We start from the raw sequence: 18039 nt of genomic DNA, 5'->3' as shown, positions 1-18039 counted from the left end.
AAGAAAAAGCGAGCTTGTTGTTACGTTTTCGTATAACCGCTCTCAATCAGCTCGTGGTTAATGAAAGCCCCAGCGCCAGTACCTGTAGCCACCGCCAATGCTACGCTTCTAAATTTCACAGCATTATCGCCCGCTGCAAAGATGCCCGGCACAGTGGTTCGTTGGAAGTCGTCTACTTTGAGGTGTCCGCTTGGCAGGAGTTCGCAACCCAATGTTTCAGGAATCGGGCAATGCTGTACAAAAGGAGCTGAAACATAAAGCGCTTTCAAGGATACGGTGGTTTCGTCTGATAGTATTACGTGGGTTAAGAATCCGCCGGTATGTGCAATTTGCCGTACCGGCGTTTCGACGATGGCGATCCCGCTGGCAGAAAGCTGATTCGTGTGTGTCGGGTTAAGCGTGCTTTTGCCATTCGTAAACAATGTTAATTGCTTCGTCCAGTGATGGATCAGCCGTGCTTTTTCGAAAGCCATTTCTCCATTGACAAGAAGGCCTGTCGGCATATCACGGTATTCGTAACCATGACAATAAGGACAGTGGATGGCAGATATCCCCCAGCAGTCTTTGATGCCTTCTATTTCAGGGAGTTGGTCTTTGATTCCGGTGGCAAACAATACCTTCTGGGCATTTACTCGTTTTCCGGACGTCATTTCAATCTGGAAATCCCGGTCGACGCCGGTTACATTACGTACTTCGTCTGTTACCAACGTTACCGAGGGATAAGCAAGCACCTGTTCCCGCCCTAATGCGGTGATGTGTGCCGGTGTATGGCCATCGTGGGTAAGGAAATTATGTGAATGAGGTGTCTGCGCATTACAGGGTTTGCCCCCGTCGATAATGAGCACCCGGCGCAGGGCGCGGCCTAACGCCATTCCGGCAGCTAATCCAGCGTAGCTTCCGCCTATAATGACTACTTCAAAAAAAGAGTTATTTTCCATGATTGAATAATTGATGACGGTGATTGTCTCTATCCTCTAATCCCGTTACTAAATGAAAACCAGGCAAATTGCTTTTGACTTTGTTCGGCAACCGTACCGGAGGCGAGTGCCTTTACAGCGGTGTTAACCACACCGGTGAAAAAGTCGCAGATCCATGCTGCGGTAACGTGTTTGGTAACGATGCCTGCGTCCTGTAACTGAACGATGAATTGAAGAAGGCGCTCGTGCATGGCGTCATAGGTGGCGCAGTCGTTGTTGTTGTGTTGGTGCCTATGACCTTCACTGCCATGTAGTTTATGGAAGAATGCGTATTTAGCACCGCAGTCTATTGCAGCGTAAAGCGCCTGCTCCAGTTGCACAATCAGTTCCAAAGGCTGTTGGAACACTTGATCCATCGCTTCACTGCATCGTTTACGGATGTCGTGGCTGCACGCAGTTAATAAATCATTCCGATCATTGAAATACCGGTGGAGCGTCCGACGGGTGACGGGAACCTTATCGGCGACCCGCTCCAATGCGGCCGATGGATCGTCATTGAAAACGCTGATTGCTGCATCAATGATTTTTTGCCTGGTATCCTGCATGGCGTTGTTGTTTTGTGTCACAAAATAAAGACTAATTTCTCATTTGTGTGACATATTGATGTCATGTTATCTTTTATTTACCTTTATTGCATGAAATCTGCTAAATTACCGTCGGTAGCAAAAGGCTATTTCGCCTTTTCCATGGCACTCAGCAGTTTAATGCTGGCGGCTTGCCCTGTTTCTTCGCAAACGTACGATGACCCGGCGATTAAGGCAAAAGCAGCTGAAATTCATGCCGCGGTTCTGACATTGGACACACATGCGGATGTACCCATGTATATGGTTTCACACCCCCGCTTCGATCTGTCAAAAACGCATAATTCGCGGACTACCGGGTCGCGTGTTGATTTTCCGAGAATGAAGCAGGGAGGCATGGACGCACTATTTTTTGCAGTGTATTTGGGGCAGGGACCCCGTACGGATTCCGGTAATGCAGCTGCGAAAAGACGGGCTAAAGTACTGTTTGACGTTATTCACCGAAATGTCGCAGATCATCCGGATCTAGCCGGGCTTGCCACTACGCCCGAAGACGCCTATGCGCTGGAAAAGGAAGGGAAGCGTGCCGTATTTATTGGTGTTGAAAACGGATGGGCCATCGGGCGTGACCTTTCGTTACTCAAAACGTATTACGATTGGGGGGCGCGGTATATGACGTTGTCGCACACGCGTAACAACGATATCTGCGACTCATCCACCGATCCCAAGGGTGCAGAACATCATGGGTTGAGTGCGTTCGGCGAAGAAGTCGTCAAGGAAATGAACCGGCTGGGCATGTTGGTGGATATTTCGCATACTTCAGATGAAACTTTTTGGGATTGCCTAGCGCTGTCAAAAGCACCCATTGTGGCCTCCCATAGTTCTGCAAGAGCCCTATATGGGCATCGACGCAACCTGTCGGACGAGATGATCAAGGCACTGGCAGCAAAAGGTGGGGTGATCCAGATGAACATGTACACCGGTTACCTAAAGAGCGAAAATCCCAAACGTGTAGCCGCGATGAAAGCACTTCAGAAAAAATATCCGCGGGTAAATGAATTGACAGACGCAGAGCGGGAAGCGAGAAGCGCTGCTTTGCAGGAAATCAATACAAACTATCCGACCGTGTTGGCTACCCTGCAACAAGTGGCAGATCATATTGATCACATCGTTGAGCTGGTGGGAGTTGATTATGTGGGTATCGGTGCTGATTTGAATGGCGGTGGTGGTGTTAGGGGAATGTACGATGTGAGTGAAGCTGGCAACATTACCTATGAATTGGTAAAGCGCGGTTATAGCGAAGAAGACATCCGAAAAATCTGGGGCGGTAATTTTTTCCGTGTGATGAAAGAAGCGCAACGCGTGGCAAAGGAACTGAATTACTTCCCCCGGCGGTGAGATTCGATCACAGCGCCGTAAATAGCTGCCAACAACAACTGATTCCGTTTAGCCGTATATAATAATTTATAAGACAGCCTGGCTCCATTGCCCAGGTGTTGCCGATAGGCATTGTCTGTGTCCAGCCAAAGCTTCGCCTTTTCACGCAGTGCTTGGGCATCTCCGGGAGCGAAAAGCCATCCATTTTGCCCATCGTTCACCATAGACCGCATGGCGCCCAGATCGCTGGCGATCACGGGAGTGCCTGCTGCAAATGCGTCCAGTAAAGTCATCGGCATTCCTTCGTACCAAATAGAGGGGAAGATGAGTGCTGTGCAGGACGTGAGTAATGGCGTAATGGCGGCCCGTTCGAGTGCGCCGAGGTACGTGATGTTGGGCGATGTTCGGACAGCATCCATCACGGTGTTCCGTAAAGGGCCGTCGCCCACGACCTGCAAACGGAAGTCCATACCGGCAAACGCCTTCAAAAGGATGTTTATTCCCTTTTCCTCCGTAAGTCTGCCAATGAATAGAAAATGGTCCGTTTCCGACTGATCCATTGGGTGATCCCTCCGTTCGTCTGTTGCGGCAAAGTTTGGTTTTGTAACGTATTTTTCGGCCGGAACGCCAAGTGAGGAATCGATAAATAATTGTTTGGCAAAATCAGTGAGCGTGATGTAACGGTCCGTCATCTGCCAGGTGCCCCACTTTTTGTGTAGCCAGATCGTCAACGCCAGCCAGAACGTCTTCAAACGGGAATGGCTGTGCACTCCCAATCGGACAGCCCGCCATGGAAATCGGGCCTGTAGACTGTTGATAAACAGCTCTCCATTGAAGAATAATGTCGCGGATGGACAGATAAGACGGTAATTATGCAACGTCATCACCACCGGCACCCCCTGCCGTTTAGCAATACGGATCGCAATTGGCCCCACCGCATAATGCAGGTTGTGGATGTGGATGATATCCGGTTTGTACCGTTTGATGGCGCGCCTCACTCGCTGACCAGCCCATATATTCCAGGGCGACCAAAACGTCTGCCACATACCCTGCCAGCCCTTGCGATTGTGGAAAGCAAGCAGCTCTACATGTTCCGTTTGGGCAAGCAGCTGCTTCTCCTGTGCAACAACGGTGTCTTCCCCGCCGGGGTGTTGGTAGTGATTATGTATGATGAGAATGCGCATGAATGCCAAATGAGAAAGCAAAGCTACAAAATGTGAGAAAATTCCTATCTTTAAAGCATCTCTTTTAAACAGCTATCAAACGAAACCATTGCCTATGGAAAAGAAATGCCTGGACTGCGGCAGGCCACTTGCAGGACGTGCCGATAAGAAATTCTGCGACGACGGTTGCCGCGGCAATTACAACAATAGACGGAACAGCGAAGAAAATAACTATCTGCGGAGAGTAAACAGTATTTTGAAGCGCAATCGGCGAATTCTGGAAATCCTAAATCCCGATGGTAAAGCAAAGGTAACGTGGAAAACACTCATGCGTGAGGGGTTTAATTTCGAGTACATCACCGAGATGTATGAAACAGGGAAAGGGCTTCAATATCGATTTTGCTACGAATATGGTTATTTGCTGTTGGAAGACGACGAGATTTTACTTGTGAAAAGAAAGGACTAGGTCACAATAACTTTGATGCCCCGTTCCTGAAGTTCTTTAACAATATTGTCGGATATTCCTTGATCAGTCACGATATATTGTACCTGCTCCAACTCACAAATTTTTCCAATGCCACGCTTGCCGAATTTTGAACTATCGGCCAACACCACCACAATCTGCGATGCATTGATCATTTTTTGGTTAATGTTGGCTTCTGTAAGATTGCTGATGGAAAGGCCGAAATCGAAATCTATGCCATCCACCCCGATAAAGAGCACCCCACACGATACGAGATCAAGCATGTATTCGGCATAAGCGCCCGCTACCGACGATGAATTCGGCCGGATAAGCCCACCCAATTGGAGCACTTCCACATTGGGACGGTTGCAAAGCTCCATGGTTACCTTGATCGCAGGGGTAATGACCGTAAGGGGCTTGGCAGGATGTAGGTAATGCGCAAATTCAAATACGGTCGTACCGGAGCCGATGATAATTGCATCATTTTCACCGATTAATTTGACGGCCGCTTGCGCAATCTTCTTCTTCTGGTCGGAGTTGATGGTCGCTTTCTCGTAAATAGGGCGATCAATCGTATACGGGTTGGTTAGCGATGCACCCCCCCGGGTAATGAAGATAAGTCCTTTGTCTTCCAAAAACTTCAAATCTTTCCGGATCGTAACACCCGATACCTGCGTAAGGTCTATCAGTTCCGGTATCGTGATTTGCCCCTTTTTCTTGAGCCGCTCCAAAATAAATTGATGTCGTTTGGTAATATTCTTCATGTTTAAAAAATGTTAAATTTATTTTAACAACTCGAAACGGTTCTTTCTTGCAATAATAGTTTATTTTTCTTTATAAATGAAACGGTTGCTATTTTTACCGCGGGCTAAATGGTGCATTTTGTCGAAACTGTCAGGGAGTGAATGCGTTGTTTTTAGTGTTGTTTTATTTTATTTTGTTTTTAAATATTTTATTTTGTTAAATTTGTCGTACGGGATGCTTAATCGTTAGGGTGATGTCGCTTCAGCGGCTGATTACCGGTGACCACCACTTCAACCGTGGAGCCTAAAGCGGTCGAAGTGGCCGCGATGGAACTGCTGATCGACTAACAGGAACGTGCTGTTCTGTATGGCATTGCAGAACCTATCCGAGCGATTACCTTCGTTTTGGTACTTGTTCATCTGTGGGATAGGTGTCTTTTGTAAGTTAAATTTTGTTTTAATTTATTTAATTATATTTAATTTAATATATTCGGCAAAATTTTAAACGACAATAACCAATTATAGTTAACCGATGAATTTACAAACGCAAGAAAACACCACGTGGATCGACAGACTTGGTCTGCCAAAACCGCTGGCATGGGGGTATCTCGGTATCATCATCTTCATGATGGGCGATGGGGTGGAGCAGGGATGGCTGAGCCCGTACCTATTGGAGCATGGCATGTCCATCCAACAATCGGCATTGTTATTTACGGTGTATGGTATCACCATCGCCATTTCTTCCTGGTTTTCGGGTGTACTGGCTGAGGGTTACGGGCCGCGGAAGGCCATGGGAATGGGATTGTTGCTCTATATAATCGGTACCATCGGATTTGTTGGACTGGGAATGGCCAAATTGGATTATCCGGTCATGCTGGTTACCTACGCCATCCGCGGATTTGGATATCCGCTTTTTGCCTATTCATTTCTGGTGTGGATTACCTACCGGACGCCCAAAGACAGGTTGGGCCGGGCAGTGGGCTGGTTTTGGTTTGTGTTTACCGGTGGACTGAATGTATTCGGGGCCTATTATTCAAGCTGGGCTATTGACTTTATGGGGTACCAAAACACACTTTGGAGTTCCATATTCTGGGTATTGGTAGGTGCCTTCTTTGCGTTAGTGTTGAATAAAGACCGGTTTATCCCTTCAGGCGATGCAGGTTCAAAAACAAAAGAACTGCTTAAAGGACTGACGATCGTGCGGGAAGAGCCGAAAGTGTTCTTGGGTGGTTTGGTACGGGTTATCAACACCACGGCACAGTTTGCCTTCCCGGTATTCCTGCCCATTTACATGGCGACGCACGGATTCAGCACCAAGGAGTGGCTGCAGATCTGGGGCACTATTTTTACCAGCAACATCGCTTTCAACCTGATTTTCGGATTCGTGGGCGACCGCTTGGGGTGGCGTACTACCATTATGTGGTTCGGTGGTGTCGGATGTGGTCTTACCACCCTGTTGTTCTTTTATTCGCCGGTGTGGTTCGGCGGCGATTTTTGGGCAGTGCTGTTCAGCGGTGTACTCTGGGGTGGCTTGCTAGCGGGATATGTACCCCTCTCGGCACTCGTACCTTCATTGGTCAAAAAGGACAAGGGAGCGGCCATGGCCATCCTCAACTTGGGAGCCGGCCTACCGGTCTTCGTTGGGCCGGCTATCGTCGGTGGGTTGATTGGCATCATTGGTGACGAGGGAGTGATTTGGGTGCTTTCCGGATTGTATTTCTTGAGCGCGTTGCTTACCCGGTTTATTACGATGCCAGCATCAGATTCCGTGCTGGGAGGAACATCTGTGGCAGATTAACGATAGCATAGTTACATGCGATATACCAAACACTAATAGTTTATGAGGATACTGATTACGGCGCCTTACCATGAGAAAGGCAGAGAAGAATTGACACAACTATTTGGAGAGGTTGTTTATCGGCCTTGGAAAGCCCATGGGCGAGGATATAAGCCGGACGAGCTTATTGGTTTACTGGACGAAACGAAAGCCGAGGCACTCATTACGGAACACGATGAGGTGACCGCAGAAGTGATTAATGCACACCCAGCCTTGAAATTTATTGGCGTTTGCCGAGGTACGCCGTCCAATGTGGCCGTGCAGGTAGCCACCCAACGGAACATTCCCGTATTCAATACGCCAGCACGTAACGCTCAGGCCGTGGCCGAACTGTTTATCGCCAATGTCATTACCTTGATGCGGCATACGCTCAACGGCATCCAATGGTTGGAAGAAGGCCAGTGGGGGGTAGGAGCACATACGTCATACCTCCAGTTCAAAGGCAATGAGTTGGCTGGAAAGCAGGTAGGAATGGTCGGATTTGGTGCCGTGGGTCAGACCATCGCAAATATATTGAAGGCATTTCCCTGCGAGATTACATATTTCGACCCGTTTTTTACGTCAGACGATCCAGCATTTAAAAAGCAGTCGTTGGAAGATCTGTTCCGGACCAGCGATGTGGTCGGCATCCATCTTCCGGTTACTTCCGAAACCAAGGGCATGATCGGAGGGGAATTATTGTCATTGATGAAACCGGACGCGATATTTGTCAACACGGCGCGCGCCGTGGTGGTAGACCGCAACAGCTTGCTGGAAGCTATCGAAAAGAACCGTATCCGCGGAGCGGTATTGGATGTTTTTGATCAGGAACCGCCGGATGAAACGGACTACCGGCTGATCCGGCATCCGAATGTGTTGGCTACACCCCACATCGCTGGTGCCACCCATGAAGTGGAAGACCACCACGTAGCGATTATGAACCGCGTGCTGGACGAATATTTTCGGAAAGAAAACCACCAGGTCCGGCAGCTCGTGAACAGGGAGGTGTCATCAACGGTTAGTAAATAAGCATGGAGCATAAAAAAGCATTTTTAGTAGTAGATATCGGTACAGGAAATGTGCGCGCAGCAGTCGTTTCTACGGGTGGCGAGCTTTTGGGCCTGGCACGTGAGAACGTGCAGTATGTGAAAGAGGACGACTATCCGGATTCCATCTATTTCGATCCGCAGGCATTGTGGAAGCAAATCAATCAATTGGTGAAAACGGTACTTGCGAAAACCGGTGCTGTAGAGATTTTGGCGATAACCGCCACCAGCCAACGCGAGGGCATTGTTGCAGTCGATGCGGCAGGACAGCCATTGATCGGCATGTCCAACCACGATAACCGGGGAAGAGAATGGGAATCGATGATTGCCGACAAAGACCGTATGTATACGCTGACTGGCCGGTATCCCACCGCGCTTTTTTCGGCGTTGAAGTTGGTCGGTTTGCGCGAGCGGAAGAGTCAGTTATGGAATCGCGTTGTTTCGTTTACGAGTATCAGCGATTGGGTACAATTCCAGTTTTCTGGTGTAATGGGTTACGAACATTCCCAGGCATCCGAAACACTGCTTTACGATGTCAACGCCAAAGCCTGGTCGGAAGAACTTTGCGATGTGTTTAACCTTCCGCCCTCGCTTTTACCGCCGCTGAAATCGGCAGGAACCGTTTTGGGAAACATACTGTCGTACGTTGCGAAGAGGCTGGCAATCGCTCCACAGGCCGTGGTGGTGGTGGGAGGCGCGGATACCCAATTGGCTATCCATAGCCTGCAACCCGATACCGATGATGTCGTGGTGGTTTCAGGTACAACCACGCCCATCATCCAGGTGGTGGACGCGTACGTGATCGATGACCAGCAGCGTACTTGGACAGGTCGCTATGTCGACGAAAGTAGCTTCATGTTAGAAGCTAATGCAGGTGTAACCGGACTTAATTACCAGCGGCTCAAAGAGATTTTTTACCCAAACGAACCCTATGAAGTTATTGAAAAGGAGCTGGATGAGGCGTCCTATTCGCAGTGTGTGGCTTCGCTTGGTTCGTTGGTGGCTGACGAGGACACGCCGCTGACCAAGGGCGGGTTTATCTTCAACGCACCGGTATCGCACCAGCTCACCCGGGGCGGATTTGTGTTTGCTATTTTGTGGGACATTGCATGCAGTATTTTTGAAAATTACAACGTGCTGTGCGGTGTGTCGCCTCATGAGAAAGATTATATCTGGGCGTGTGGAGGAGGGGTGCAAAGCCGTAAACTCAGGCAGTTCATCGCCAACCTGACCAATAAAAAAGTCAGGATTCGCGATACGTATCGTCAATCGTCGGTGCTAGGTGGGGCGTTTATCTGTGCCGGCGCATTGGGTTTGAAACCTGCCGATCCGCAATTGCTGGAAGAGGTAGAACCGCAGAACCGGGCGTTATTTTTGGAACTGTACGCCGAATGGAAACGCGCACGAAATACGTTCAGGGAGATCAGGTAGGGATGGAAAACAGCTTTATCGGCATTGATGTAGGGACGCAGGGCGTACGTGCAGCACTGGTGAGCGAGTCGGGAATGGTGCTGGCGGAAGCTGCCCGGGCTTTGGTGTTGACGGCTGAATCGCGGCAGGAGCAATCGCCTGAAGAATGGAGGTTAAAAACTTTTGAAGTGCTGGATGAATTGATGCAATCGCTCACACCGGACATCGACCGCAACCATATCCTGGCCATCGGGGTTGACTCGACCTCGGGAACGGTCATCCCGCTGGATAAGCGAAATAAGCCCCTGCATGCTGCGCTGATGTATAGCGACCCACGTTCGGCAGCAATTAGCCGTGAATGTGTGGCGGTCGCGGAGCGGTTTGTGAGCGATGGATACACGGGATTCGGTGCGTCGAGCGGATTGGCTAAAATGGTGTGGTTCGTTAGAACCTATCCCGACAAAGCAGCGGCTATCCGAAAGTGGGTGCATGCTGCGGATTACCTGGTGGGGCAGTTGAGTGGCGTTTATGACGTGACTGATTACACCAACGCGCTAAAGTCGGGTTACAACGTATCTGACTACCGTTGGCCGGCATATCTCACCACCCACTTACCCCTCCAGCGGGACTGGCTTCAGCAAGTGGTTCCGTCGGGAACCCCCATCGGCTATCTTACCGATGAACTGGCAGCCAGATGGGGGCTTCACCGGGCGCAGGTAATCGTTGGGATGACAGACGGTTGTGCTTCACAGGTCGCTTCCGGTGCGGTGAAGCCCGGCGATTGGAATACGACGATTGGCACGACGCTGGTCATCAAGGGTGTTACCACTACTGCGATCAACGATCCGGCGGGTCGGTTATACAGTCACCGACATCCCAATGGCTACTGGATGCCGGGCGGAGCAAGTAACACCGGTGCCGATTGGGTGTCCACAGACTTCGGTGTGGATCTGCGGGGATTGGATGAGGAAGCCGCTTCACTGATTCCCACCGGGCAACTGGCTTGGCCGCTGAAACAGATGGGAGAGCGTTTTCCCTTCATCGCAGCGGATGCCAAAGGATTTGTCCCCGAAGGGCTGGCACCAGCCGAGCGGTTTGCAGCCAGCATGGAAGGTGTCGCCTACATCGAGCGGCTTGCTTACGAATTGATTGCACAGCTCTCGGGGGAGCGTCCCGCGGCTGTGTACACGGCTGGAGGCGGTAGTAACAGTGATGTGTGGTTGACCATCCGAAGCAATGTGCTGAATCTGCCTATTTACAAATGCAAGGAAGCCAGCGGGGCAGTAGGTGCCGCCATTGCGGCGGCATCGAAAACATACTATGCCTCCCTAGCCGAAGCCGCTGCGCGGATGACCGCTGTTGAACGGAAAATAGAACCCCAACCCGCGTTGGTAACCGCTTACGAGCTAAATTACCGTCGGTTTATTGATGAATTGAAAAAACGGAAATATATTTGAGTATGCTGACTGTCTATTTGCTCCGGCATGGAGAAACGACCTACAACGCCGATGGAAACCGCTACTGCGGGAGGATAGACGCCGAATTGACGGGAAAAGGGATTTCGCAGGCACAACGGGTAGCAGAAGCACTGCGTGGACATCCGATAGATGCCGTATATGCATCGCCTTTGAAACGTGCGTATATCACGGCGGAAATTGCCAGCGGAAATCAACTGCCCGTTATCAGAGACCCTCGGTTGATCGAACTCGATTTCGGTGCCTGGGAGGGCAAGACCCGCGACGAATTTGTATCGGAAGACCCTGATCTATGGACATTGTGGAGTGAGTCGCCGGATCATACACAGGCCGGTGGCTCCGGCGATACGGCATTGGATGTGGTGCGCCGCGTGGATGATTTCTTCGCGGAAATGATGCGAAAGCACGATGGACAACATGTGCTGGTGGTAGCCCACAATGGGGTCAACCGGTTGTACCTGGCATGGAAGCTGGGCATGCCGCTGAAGCACTACCGGCGAATCGCTCAGGAGAATTCGGCGATAACGGTCGTCCGGTTTGGCGATGCGGAGGGATTCTCGCTCTTGAAATTAAATGCATAAAGATAAGGTTATGAACACACGTTTTTTAGTAGGGCTTTTATTGATTTTGACGGTAGGATCCCAAACTTATGCACAGGAACAACCCCTCCTCCATCGGTTGGATTTCAAGTCGCCCAAGCAGCTGCACCGGTTTTTTAAGTATACGAAAGGGAAAACGGTTATCAGCGGCCACCGGGGAACGGTGGAACAGGGTTTGACGGAAAATTCCATCGAAGGCATGGAAGCATTATTGCGGCATGCACCGGCTTTTTTTGAAATCGATCCACGTCTTACCAAAGATGGTGTGGTGGTACTCATGCACGATGCCACGCTGGATCGGACAACAACCGGCACGGGTAAACTGGCCGATTATACCTGGGCAGAAGTGAAACAATTGCATTTGAAAGACCGCGATGGCAACACGACCGGATACCGTATTCCTACGTTGGATGACGCGATTGAATGGGCAAGGGGCAAAACGGTCCTGAATCTCGACCATAAGGACCTTCCGCTGGAGCAAACCGCCGAAATTATCCGCAAGCACGATGCCTACTCGTTTGTGATGGTTACTGTCCATTCGCCGGAGGAAGCACGTTACTACCTCGATCAGAACAGCAATCAGATGCTCTCAGCCCACATTCTCACCACTGAAAAATTTCAGGAATACAAAGCCGCCGGGATTCCTTTTAACCGCATGATCGCTTATATCGGTCCAAAGATTAAACCGGAGAACCAGGAATTGTACCGGTTGTTGCATGCCGAAGGAGTGATGTGTATGATTTCCGCAGCACCCACCTACGACAAGCTCGAAACAAAAGAGGCTCGTGCCGAAGCATACCGGGCTGTCTTTGCCGATGGCGCGACGATTCTGGAGTCTGATTTGCCGATCGAGGTAGCTGAGGCACTATAAGACTTCATCTGCTGCGCGCAGTTATCCGGGTCAGAAAAGCTTCCCGCCTTCTGGTGGATACTTCTATGGTCGAGCCGTCGTTTAGGGTTAAAAACCCACTTTTGTGGTATTTGTTAACGTGAGCTAGATTGACTAAGTGTGCGTGGTGGACACGAAAGAACCCCTGGCTCTCCAGCAGCTGTTCGTAGCCTTTTAACGTTCGGGACACCAAAAGCTGTTTTCCTCCTTGCAGGACAAACAACGTATAGTTGCCCTGTGCCTGGCATCGGATAATTTCGGCGATCGGCGTAAAGTCCCATCCTTCCATGGATGGAAGCGCAATTTTGGCCGGTACACCCGCAGGATGATCGAGGTGTTGCAATAAAAGCTCGTATCGGGTAGCAGCTTCCTTTTTAGTTAGGGTGTCTGCAGCGCGCTGTACGCTTTCTACAAGATCATCGCCATCGATGGGTTTGAGTAAATAGTCAATTGCGCTGAATTTGAATGCCTGCACTGCATATTGATCGTATGCGGTAGTAAAAATGACGGATATTCGACGGGTATCTAGCTGGCGCAGCAGGTCAAACCCTGTCCGTTCACCCAATTGGATATCTAGAAACAGCAATTGGGGGTTCAGCGCTTTGATCGCGTCGACCCCATGAGCGACGTCCTCAAACGAGCCCAGTAACCGTATTTTGCCCTGGGTATGGCGCTGCAGGAGCCGCTGCAGGTGTTGGATGCAGTGCGGTTCGTCGTCTACAATGATGGCATCAATCATAGAAATTCGAATTAAAATTGCAAGGACAGCGGTAGTTTCACCGTTACGGCCAGTCCATTCGGTAAGTCGTTAAACAAAATGGCAGCCGTTTTATTTTGATGCGCGCCCGCAATGTCAACCCGTGCTTTAGTTAACGCAATTCCAAGGGACCGTTTAGACGTATTGGTCTGCCCGTTTACAGGAGCCCTTCCTACGCCATTGTCTTCTACGATATAGCAAAGCGAATCACTATCTTTTTGCACCCGTATGTCTATATGTCCGGTGTCTTTTTTAGGAAGAATCCCATGCCATATGCTATTTTCGATCAAAGGTTGCAAAATGAGCGGGGGCACCAAGGTATTTTCGGGATCAATGTCTCCGGCGATGTTTATCGCATACGTGAATTTTCCGCGTAAGCGCATCGCTTCGAGCTGGATGTATCCTTCCAATACGGCTAAATCTGCGGCCAAAGGGATTTCCTTGCGCTCTGAATTTTCGAGGATCTGCCGAATGAGTTTGGCAAAGCGGCTGAGGTAATCTCCGGCGGTGGTAAAATCTTGATCGGCGATACTGTTACCAATTGCATTCAATGCGTTAAAGATGAAATGAGGATTCATTTGCGCCCGTAGGGCTTTCATTTCCGTGTCGGCCACCAGCGCTTCAAATTCGGCAATTTTCTTACGCTCGTCGCCGTCGCGTCTATGCTTGTAAAAGCGCCACCCCACTATAAGTGCGCCCAGGGTTACCAGGGCTATGCCGATGATGGCATAGGTGATGGTACGTTGACGGCCCATCTCAGAAGCTGCTACCGCTTCTTGTTTTTCCAGCGCAAACTGCATTTCATTGCGGGCAATCTCTGCTTTTTTCTCGTCATTGATAGCGCTGTCACGCAATGTGATGAACTGCTTGTACGCGTGCAATGCTTCGTTGGGCTTGTGCTGTCGTTCGTGAATGCTGCTCAGTGTCCGCCAGGCGTTGGCCTGCCATTCAAGGGCACCCACTTTTTCCGCCAATGTGAGGGCCGCTTTGCTCCGGTGTTCAGCCTCGGTGTATTGGTGCCGGTTAAATAGGATTTCACCGATGCTATTGAGCACATTGGCCTTGATCCCGTCACTGCCCAACTGCTCGGCGAGGTCCAGGCAGGCGTTGAAGTGTTCAAGCGCCAATTCATCGTTATCCTGCTTAGCCAGTGCACGGCCCAGGTTATTCTGGATAGCCATTTCAAACCGCTGATTGCCGGTGGCCCGAGCCAGCGAGAGGGCTGTGGTCAAGTTGTCGATGCCTATCGACAGCTGTTGCCGTTCGATGTATACGCTGGCTATATTTACGGTGGCAATGACGATTTTGGACGTATCCTGGAGTTCTTTGGAAATGGCTAATAAGTGGTTGTAATGGTTCAGCGCCTTGTCGTATTGTTTCAGATCGCTGTAGATATTCGCAATGTTGTTGTAAATGGAAGCTTCGAAAGCTTGGTCTCGCAGCGGTTGTGCAGCCTTCAGGGCCGCATGAAACCGGTCCATCGCACGGATAGGGTCTGATTGCTCGTAATAGATAAGACCTTCTTGACGTAAGGCATAGGCTTTACCTTTTTGCCAACCGAGTTTGTCGGTTAATTGGGTGGCCTGATTTACATATGTTAATGCTTCCTGCGGATTATTCCACACGAGCGCATCGGCCATATTGAGCAGTAAACTTACGCGGACGGTATCCTCCGAGCTATGATTGGCCAGTTTATTTTTCAGGGAATCAACCAGCGTTTGCCCGGACGCAGGCAAACAGGCCATCGCGATACAGATATAGGTTGCCAGTTGCTTCATTCGTCAATGAATTCTAAATCAAACTTAGATAAAATTACTTGAATAAGCAACTTTGGATACGCATGAGCAATCTAGGGGGATGAGCGGAGCGAGTCTTCCAGTTGCGGGGCGTATCCAAAGTTGCTTTGCTGATAGCGAAATCCCTGAATCTCTCCGCCGCCATTGAGAAGTAACACCTATTCTCCCAAGGGTGGCAATTACTCATTCGCTGTGCGCAGTTGCTCGTTTATGGTTGCTTTTTTGGCGGAATAATCTTCAATTTGATAAGAAGAAAGGGAATAAACAATGAGCAGCTATCCATTACGTTTTACCGCAATCCTGGTTTGCTTGGGACTTTTGATCGGCGCGTGTAGCAAATCGGACGACGGACCCGGCGAGGAAGAGGAAGTACCTGGAGCGTATTACATCCGATATAAAGCCAATGGGGTGGGGCATGAATATACAGACGAAAAATTGGTCTATGCGATATTTCTTACGTTGCCGGATACGGACGCCAGGCAATGCCTCATACAAGGACGCATGCACGAAGACGATCAGAATCGGGATGCGGTGTTCGTTGCCGTGACGGATGCCGTGCCGCTTGAAACGGGTACGATTTACCGACTCTCCGAGCGACTGGAATGGCCCGAATACCATCAAAGTATTTCGAGGGTTTTTGGTTCACATTACAACGCATCAGGCGAAAAATATTATGCACAGCTTTATCAATTGCCATCACTTCCCTTTGAGGTGAAAGATGATGCCACGGCACAGTTCAGCCAAATCAGCGATAAGACGGTCAAAGGCACGTTTTCGATGCGTGCCTATACCACCTATCCGGATTTGAAAGAAGTGATTATCACCGATGGTGAATTTTACGTGCCCATCCTGGTTTCCAATGAAAATCGTTAACATACTATTATTTTCATGATGTTTGTATTGATTACGCTTCTGGTACTTATTCTCCTATTAGCAGCTGGTTCCTATAATGCGCTGCAGAAATTGGCACAGGATGTGCGCGAAAAGGCTTCCAATGCGCAGGTTGCCATCAGTAAAAAACTGGCTTTGATCAATCAGTTGATCGACGTGGTGAAAAATTACCAGGAGGGTGAACAATTGGTTCAGCTCAAGGTTTCCCAAGATACGTCGGCTACCGATTTGGCCAGTTCGTATCAGCAGTCGGGTACCGTCTTGGCTACTGTACAAGGAATTGCCGAAAAATTCCCCAACCTGAAAGCCAACGAGCAGTACCACCGGTTGGTGGACAGCATCCAGCACTGCGAGCAGAACATTCAGGAAAGCCGCGAAAAATATAACCACGCGGTAAAGGAATACAATACCAAAAGACTGCGGATTCCCACGGTTTTCATGGCGCGGGCCATGGGATTTCCTGAAGCGCCATATTTACAGTTTGACGTGTCGGGAATGAATGAGATCACTTCACTCCAAGATTTTAAAACCGATGATGGCGAGCGGTTGCAGCAGTTATTTACCGGGGCGGGCAACAAGATCGCCGGTTTGGCAACACAAGCGGGCAAGGCGGGCAAAGAGCTGGTGGATAAAGTAAAGGAGTCGCAAAAAGATTCCGCTCCGCCTAAAAATAGTGCAGGCGATGGGTAGAGGTTTCGGAAGACTCGCTTCACTCATCCTCCGAGGTTACCTATGCATAGCCGAAGCTCCTTGTGAAGCACAGTAAGTCGGTGCCTGCTGTAAACATTGCCCTATTTGTAATTTTCCCATGAAATGCCAATCTTAGCAGGCATGGGTAAAATGAATAAGATCAGTGGCTTTCTTTGGTTGTTATTGTTGGCCGCTCCGGCCATGGCACAGTCCGACGTAGATGCTTATCCACTATCGAACGCGAAGCGGATTCTTTTTCTGGGTAACAGCATCACGTACGCAGGCGATTATATAACATTTTTCGAAAGTTTTTACATCACGCAGTACCCTACGTCGAAGGCAGAAGTCATTAACGCGGGATTGCCGAGTGAAACGGTGTCTGGACTGAGCGAGCCCAATCATGCCGATGGCGCGTTTCCACGGCCCTGCCTCTTTAGTCGGTTGAATAGCGTGTTAAAAAAGACCAAACCAGATGTGGTCTTTGCCTGTTACGGGATGAACGACGGTATCTACCTGCCTTTTGATGAAGCACGTTTTGCAGCGTATAAGACTGGCATGGAACGCCTGCGAAGCGAGTTGAAAGCAGTAGGAGTGAAGCGTGTTATTTTTCTGACCCCTCCCGTACACGACGATTCGGAAAAAGGACTCGGAGGATATAACCTGGTGCTGGATCAGTATGCCCGTTGGTTGCTGGAACAACGTGAAACTCAGGGCTGGGAGGTAATCGATCTCCATTTTCCGATGCGTACCTATCTGAAGGAGCGACGTGAGGCAGATCCGGCGTTTCGGTTGGCGAACGATGGGGTACATCCGGGCGAGGAGGGCCATTGGCTGATGGCGAAAACCTTAATATCTTATTTCAATCCCACTGTTAATCAATCCCCTTCACGGGAAGCTTACCTCAGCAGTACGCCCTCGATGGGTGAGTTGTATGGGTTGGTGAGTAAGCGACAGGCGATCATGAAAGATGCATGGCTTACCTATACCGGCCACGAAAGGCCTGGGATGAAGAAAGGGCTTGCGATAAAAGAAGCGAAAAAGCAATACCGGAAAATCGAGCGGGAAATACGTAACCTACATAAATAGCACTCATTTCTAGGGTGCTTTAATTCCCCAGGAAGCGAGGATATGCGCTGCAAGGATTTCCCGGTTCCCCTTTGTATTGGGATGTAAACCATCAGGGACATATGTTAGAAACACAGCTTCCCCTTGGCTCAACAGCGCCTGCCAGTTGCTATAATGGTCGATGAGTCCTGTTTTCAGTTCTTTGGCGACCGACCGATACATCTCATAATAAGCAGTAAGATTGGGGCGGTATGAATCAGATCGTTCTATTCCCCGATCGCGTAATAGGTGAATCCCAGGTCGGCCAGCCGGTTGTCAGCGAGCAGCTTCCTGCCATCGAACACGAAAGCGGGTTTCATCA

General features: G+C 49.8%; 19 protein-coding genes. 11 read left to right on the top strand and 8 right to left on the bottom strand.

The genetic code is table 11. The features are described from left to right. Nucleotides 1-20 precede the first annotated feature (20 nt). Nucleotides 21-938, bottom strand: coding sequence for an NAD(P)/FAD-dependent oxidoreductase (locus BMZ56_RS12930; protein ID WP_090627343.1), 918 nt, complete (start codon nt 936-938; stop codon nt 21-23). A 29-nt stretch (nt 939-967) separates the two neighbouring features. Continuing rightward, a complete protein-coding gene (locus tag BMZ56_RS12925) occupies nt 968-1522 on the bottom strand; it encodes a TetR/AcrR family transcriptional regulator (RefSeq protein ID WP_090627341.1) in 555 nt (184 codons plus the stop codon). A gap of 90 nt (nt 1523-1612) precedes the next feature. On the opposite strand from BMZ56_RS12925, the gene BMZ56_RS12920 reads away from it, so the two are divergent. Next, the gene (locus BMZ56_RS12920) at nt 1613-2896 is read left to right on the top strand and encodes a dipeptidase (protein WP_218146556.1); all 1284 of its coding nucleotides are present in this window, start codon (nt 1613-1615) and stop codon (nt 2894-2896) included. Here the strand turns inward: BMZ56_RS12920 and BMZ56_RS12915 are convergent. Further along, nucleotides 2878-4059 carry a glycosyltransferase gene (locus BMZ56_RS12915; protein WP_090627338.1) on the bottom strand — a complete coding sequence of 394 codons (1182 nt, stop codon included), beginning with the start codon at nt 4057-4059 and terminating at the stop codon, nt 2878-2880. The two genes, BMZ56_RS12920 and BMZ56_RS12915, sit on opposite strands and share 19 nt — an antisense overlap. Before the next feature lie 94 nt (nt 4060-4153). Between BMZ56_RS12915 and BMZ56_RS12910 the strand changes: the two genes are divergently transcribed. Next, nucleotides 4154-4504, top strand: coding sequence for a hypothetical protein (locus tag BMZ56_RS12910; protein ID WP_090627335.1), 351 nt, complete (start codon nt 4154-4156; stop codon nt 4502-4504). Here the strand turns inward: BMZ56_RS12910 and BMZ56_RS12905 are convergent. Together BMZ56_RS12905 and BMZ56_RS25995 are read right to left on the bottom strand one after the other, a co-directional pair. Next, nucleotides 4501-5265 (bottom strand): DeoR/GlpR family DNA-binding transcription regulator, encoded by a 765-nt coding sequence (locus BMZ56_RS12905; protein ID WP_090627333.1) that lies wholly within the window; start codon nt 5263-5265, stop codon nt 4501-4503. The genes BMZ56_RS12910 and BMZ56_RS12905 overlap by 4 nt on opposite strands. Before the next feature lie 270 nt (nt 5266-5535). Next, complete coding sequence (locus tag BMZ56_RS25995) at nt 5536-5664, bottom strand: hypothetical protein (protein ID WP_256213832.1); 129 nt, start codon at nt 5662-5664, stop codon at nt 5536-5538. Between the two features lie 112 nt (nt 5665-5776). On the opposite strand from BMZ56_RS25995, the gene BMZ56_RS12900 reads away from it, so the two are divergent. Genes BMZ56_RS12900 through BMZ56_RS12875 form a run of 6 tightly spaced genes read left to right on the top strand, consistent with a single transcriptional unit; the run spans nt 5777 to nt 12461 of the window. Continuing rightward, nucleotides 5777-7042 (top strand): MFS transporter, encoded by a 1266-nt coding sequence (locus tag BMZ56_RS12900; protein ID WP_090627330.1) that lies wholly within the window; start codon nt 5777-5779, stop codon nt 7040-7042. Between the two features lie 42 nt (nt 7043-7084). Next, nucleotides 7085-8089 (top strand): 2-hydroxyacid dehydrogenase, encoded by a 1005-nt coding sequence (locus BMZ56_RS12895; RefSeq protein ID WP_090627327.1) that lies wholly within the window; start codon nt 7085-7087, stop codon nt 8087-8089. A gap of 2 nt (nt 8090-8091) precedes the next feature. Then, nucleotides 8092-9537 (top strand): FGGY-family carbohydrate kinase, encoded by a 1446-nt coding sequence (locus BMZ56_RS12890; RefSeq protein WP_090627324.1) that lies wholly within the window; start codon nt 8092-8094, stop codon nt 9535-9537. Beyond that, nucleotides 9498-10973, top strand: a complete 1476-nt coding sequence (locus tag BMZ56_RS12885) for an FGGY-family carbohydrate kinase (RefSeq protein ID WP_245893232.1) — start codon at nt 9498-9500, stop codon at nt 10971-10973. Before BMZ56_RS12890 ends, BMZ56_RS12885 begins: the two co-directional genes overlap by 40 nt. Before the next feature lie 2 nt (nt 10974-10975). Next, nucleotides 10976-11572 (top strand): histidine phosphatase family protein, encoded by a 597-nt coding sequence (locus BMZ56_RS12880; protein ID WP_090627321.1) that lies wholly within the window; start codon nt 10976-10978, stop codon nt 11570-11572. Between the two features lie 10 nt (nt 11573-11582). Then, nucleotides 11583-12461 (top strand): glycerophosphodiester phosphodiesterase family protein, encoded by an 879-nt coding sequence (locus BMZ56_RS12875; protein ID WP_090627885.1) that lies wholly within the window; start codon nt 11583-11585, stop codon nt 12459-12461. A gap of 4 nt (nt 12462-12465) precedes the next feature. On the opposite strand, the gene BMZ56_RS12870 is transcribed toward BMZ56_RS12875, so the two are convergent. Then, entirely contained in the window at nt 12466-13218 is a 753-nt protein-coding gene (locus BMZ56_RS12870; protein WP_090627319.1) for a LytR/AlgR family response regulator transcription factor, read from the bottom strand. Nucleotides 13219-13229: 11 nt separating this feature from the next. Next, entirely contained in the window at nt 13230-15014 is a 1785-nt protein-coding gene (locus BMZ56_RS12865) for a tetratricopeptide repeat-containing sensor histidine kinase (protein ID WP_090627316.1), read from the bottom strand. A gap of 285 nt (nt 15015-15299) precedes the next feature. On the opposite strand from BMZ56_RS12865, the gene BMZ56_RS12860 reads away from it, so the two are divergent. The 3 genes from BMZ56_RS12860 to BMZ56_RS12850 all read left to right on the top strand — a co-directional run bounded on the left by BMZ56_RS12860 (nt 15300) and on the right by BMZ56_RS12850 (nt 17699). Further along, nucleotides 15300-15905, top strand: a complete 606-nt coding sequence (locus tag BMZ56_RS12860) for a hypothetical protein (RefSeq protein ID WP_090627314.1) — start codon at nt 15300-15302, stop codon at nt 15903-15905. Nucleotides 15906-15920: 15 nt separating this feature from the next. Further along, a complete protein-coding gene (locus BMZ56_RS12855; RefSeq protein WP_090627311.1) occupies nt 15921-16613 on the top strand; it encodes a LemA family protein in 693 nt (230 codons plus the stop codon). 123 nt (nt 16614-16736) lie between these two features. After that, nucleotides 16737-17699 (top strand): SGNH/GDSL hydrolase family protein, encoded by a 963-nt coding sequence (locus BMZ56_RS12850; protein WP_245893234.1) that lies wholly within the window; start codon nt 16737-16739, stop codon nt 17697-17699. 9 nt (nt 17700-17708) lie between these two features. Here BMZ56_RS12850 and BMZ56_RS12845 read toward each other — a convergent pair whose 3' ends face one another. Then, nucleotides 17709-17900: an SGNH/GDSL hydrolase family protein gene (locus BMZ56_RS12845; RefSeq protein ID WP_090627308.1), complete on the bottom strand. Its 192-nt coding sequence runs from the start codon at nt 17898-17900 to the stop codon at nt 17709-17711. Between the last annotated feature and the right edge of the window lie 139 nt (nt 17901-18039).

This window comes from Parapedobacter indicus, assembly GCF_900113765.1.
Taxonomy (GTDB): domain Bacteria; phylum Bacteroidota; class Bacteroidia; order Sphingobacteriales; family Sphingobacteriaceae; genus Parapedobacter; species Parapedobacter indicus.
This window is presented reverse-complemented; position numbering and strand designations above follow the sequence as displayed.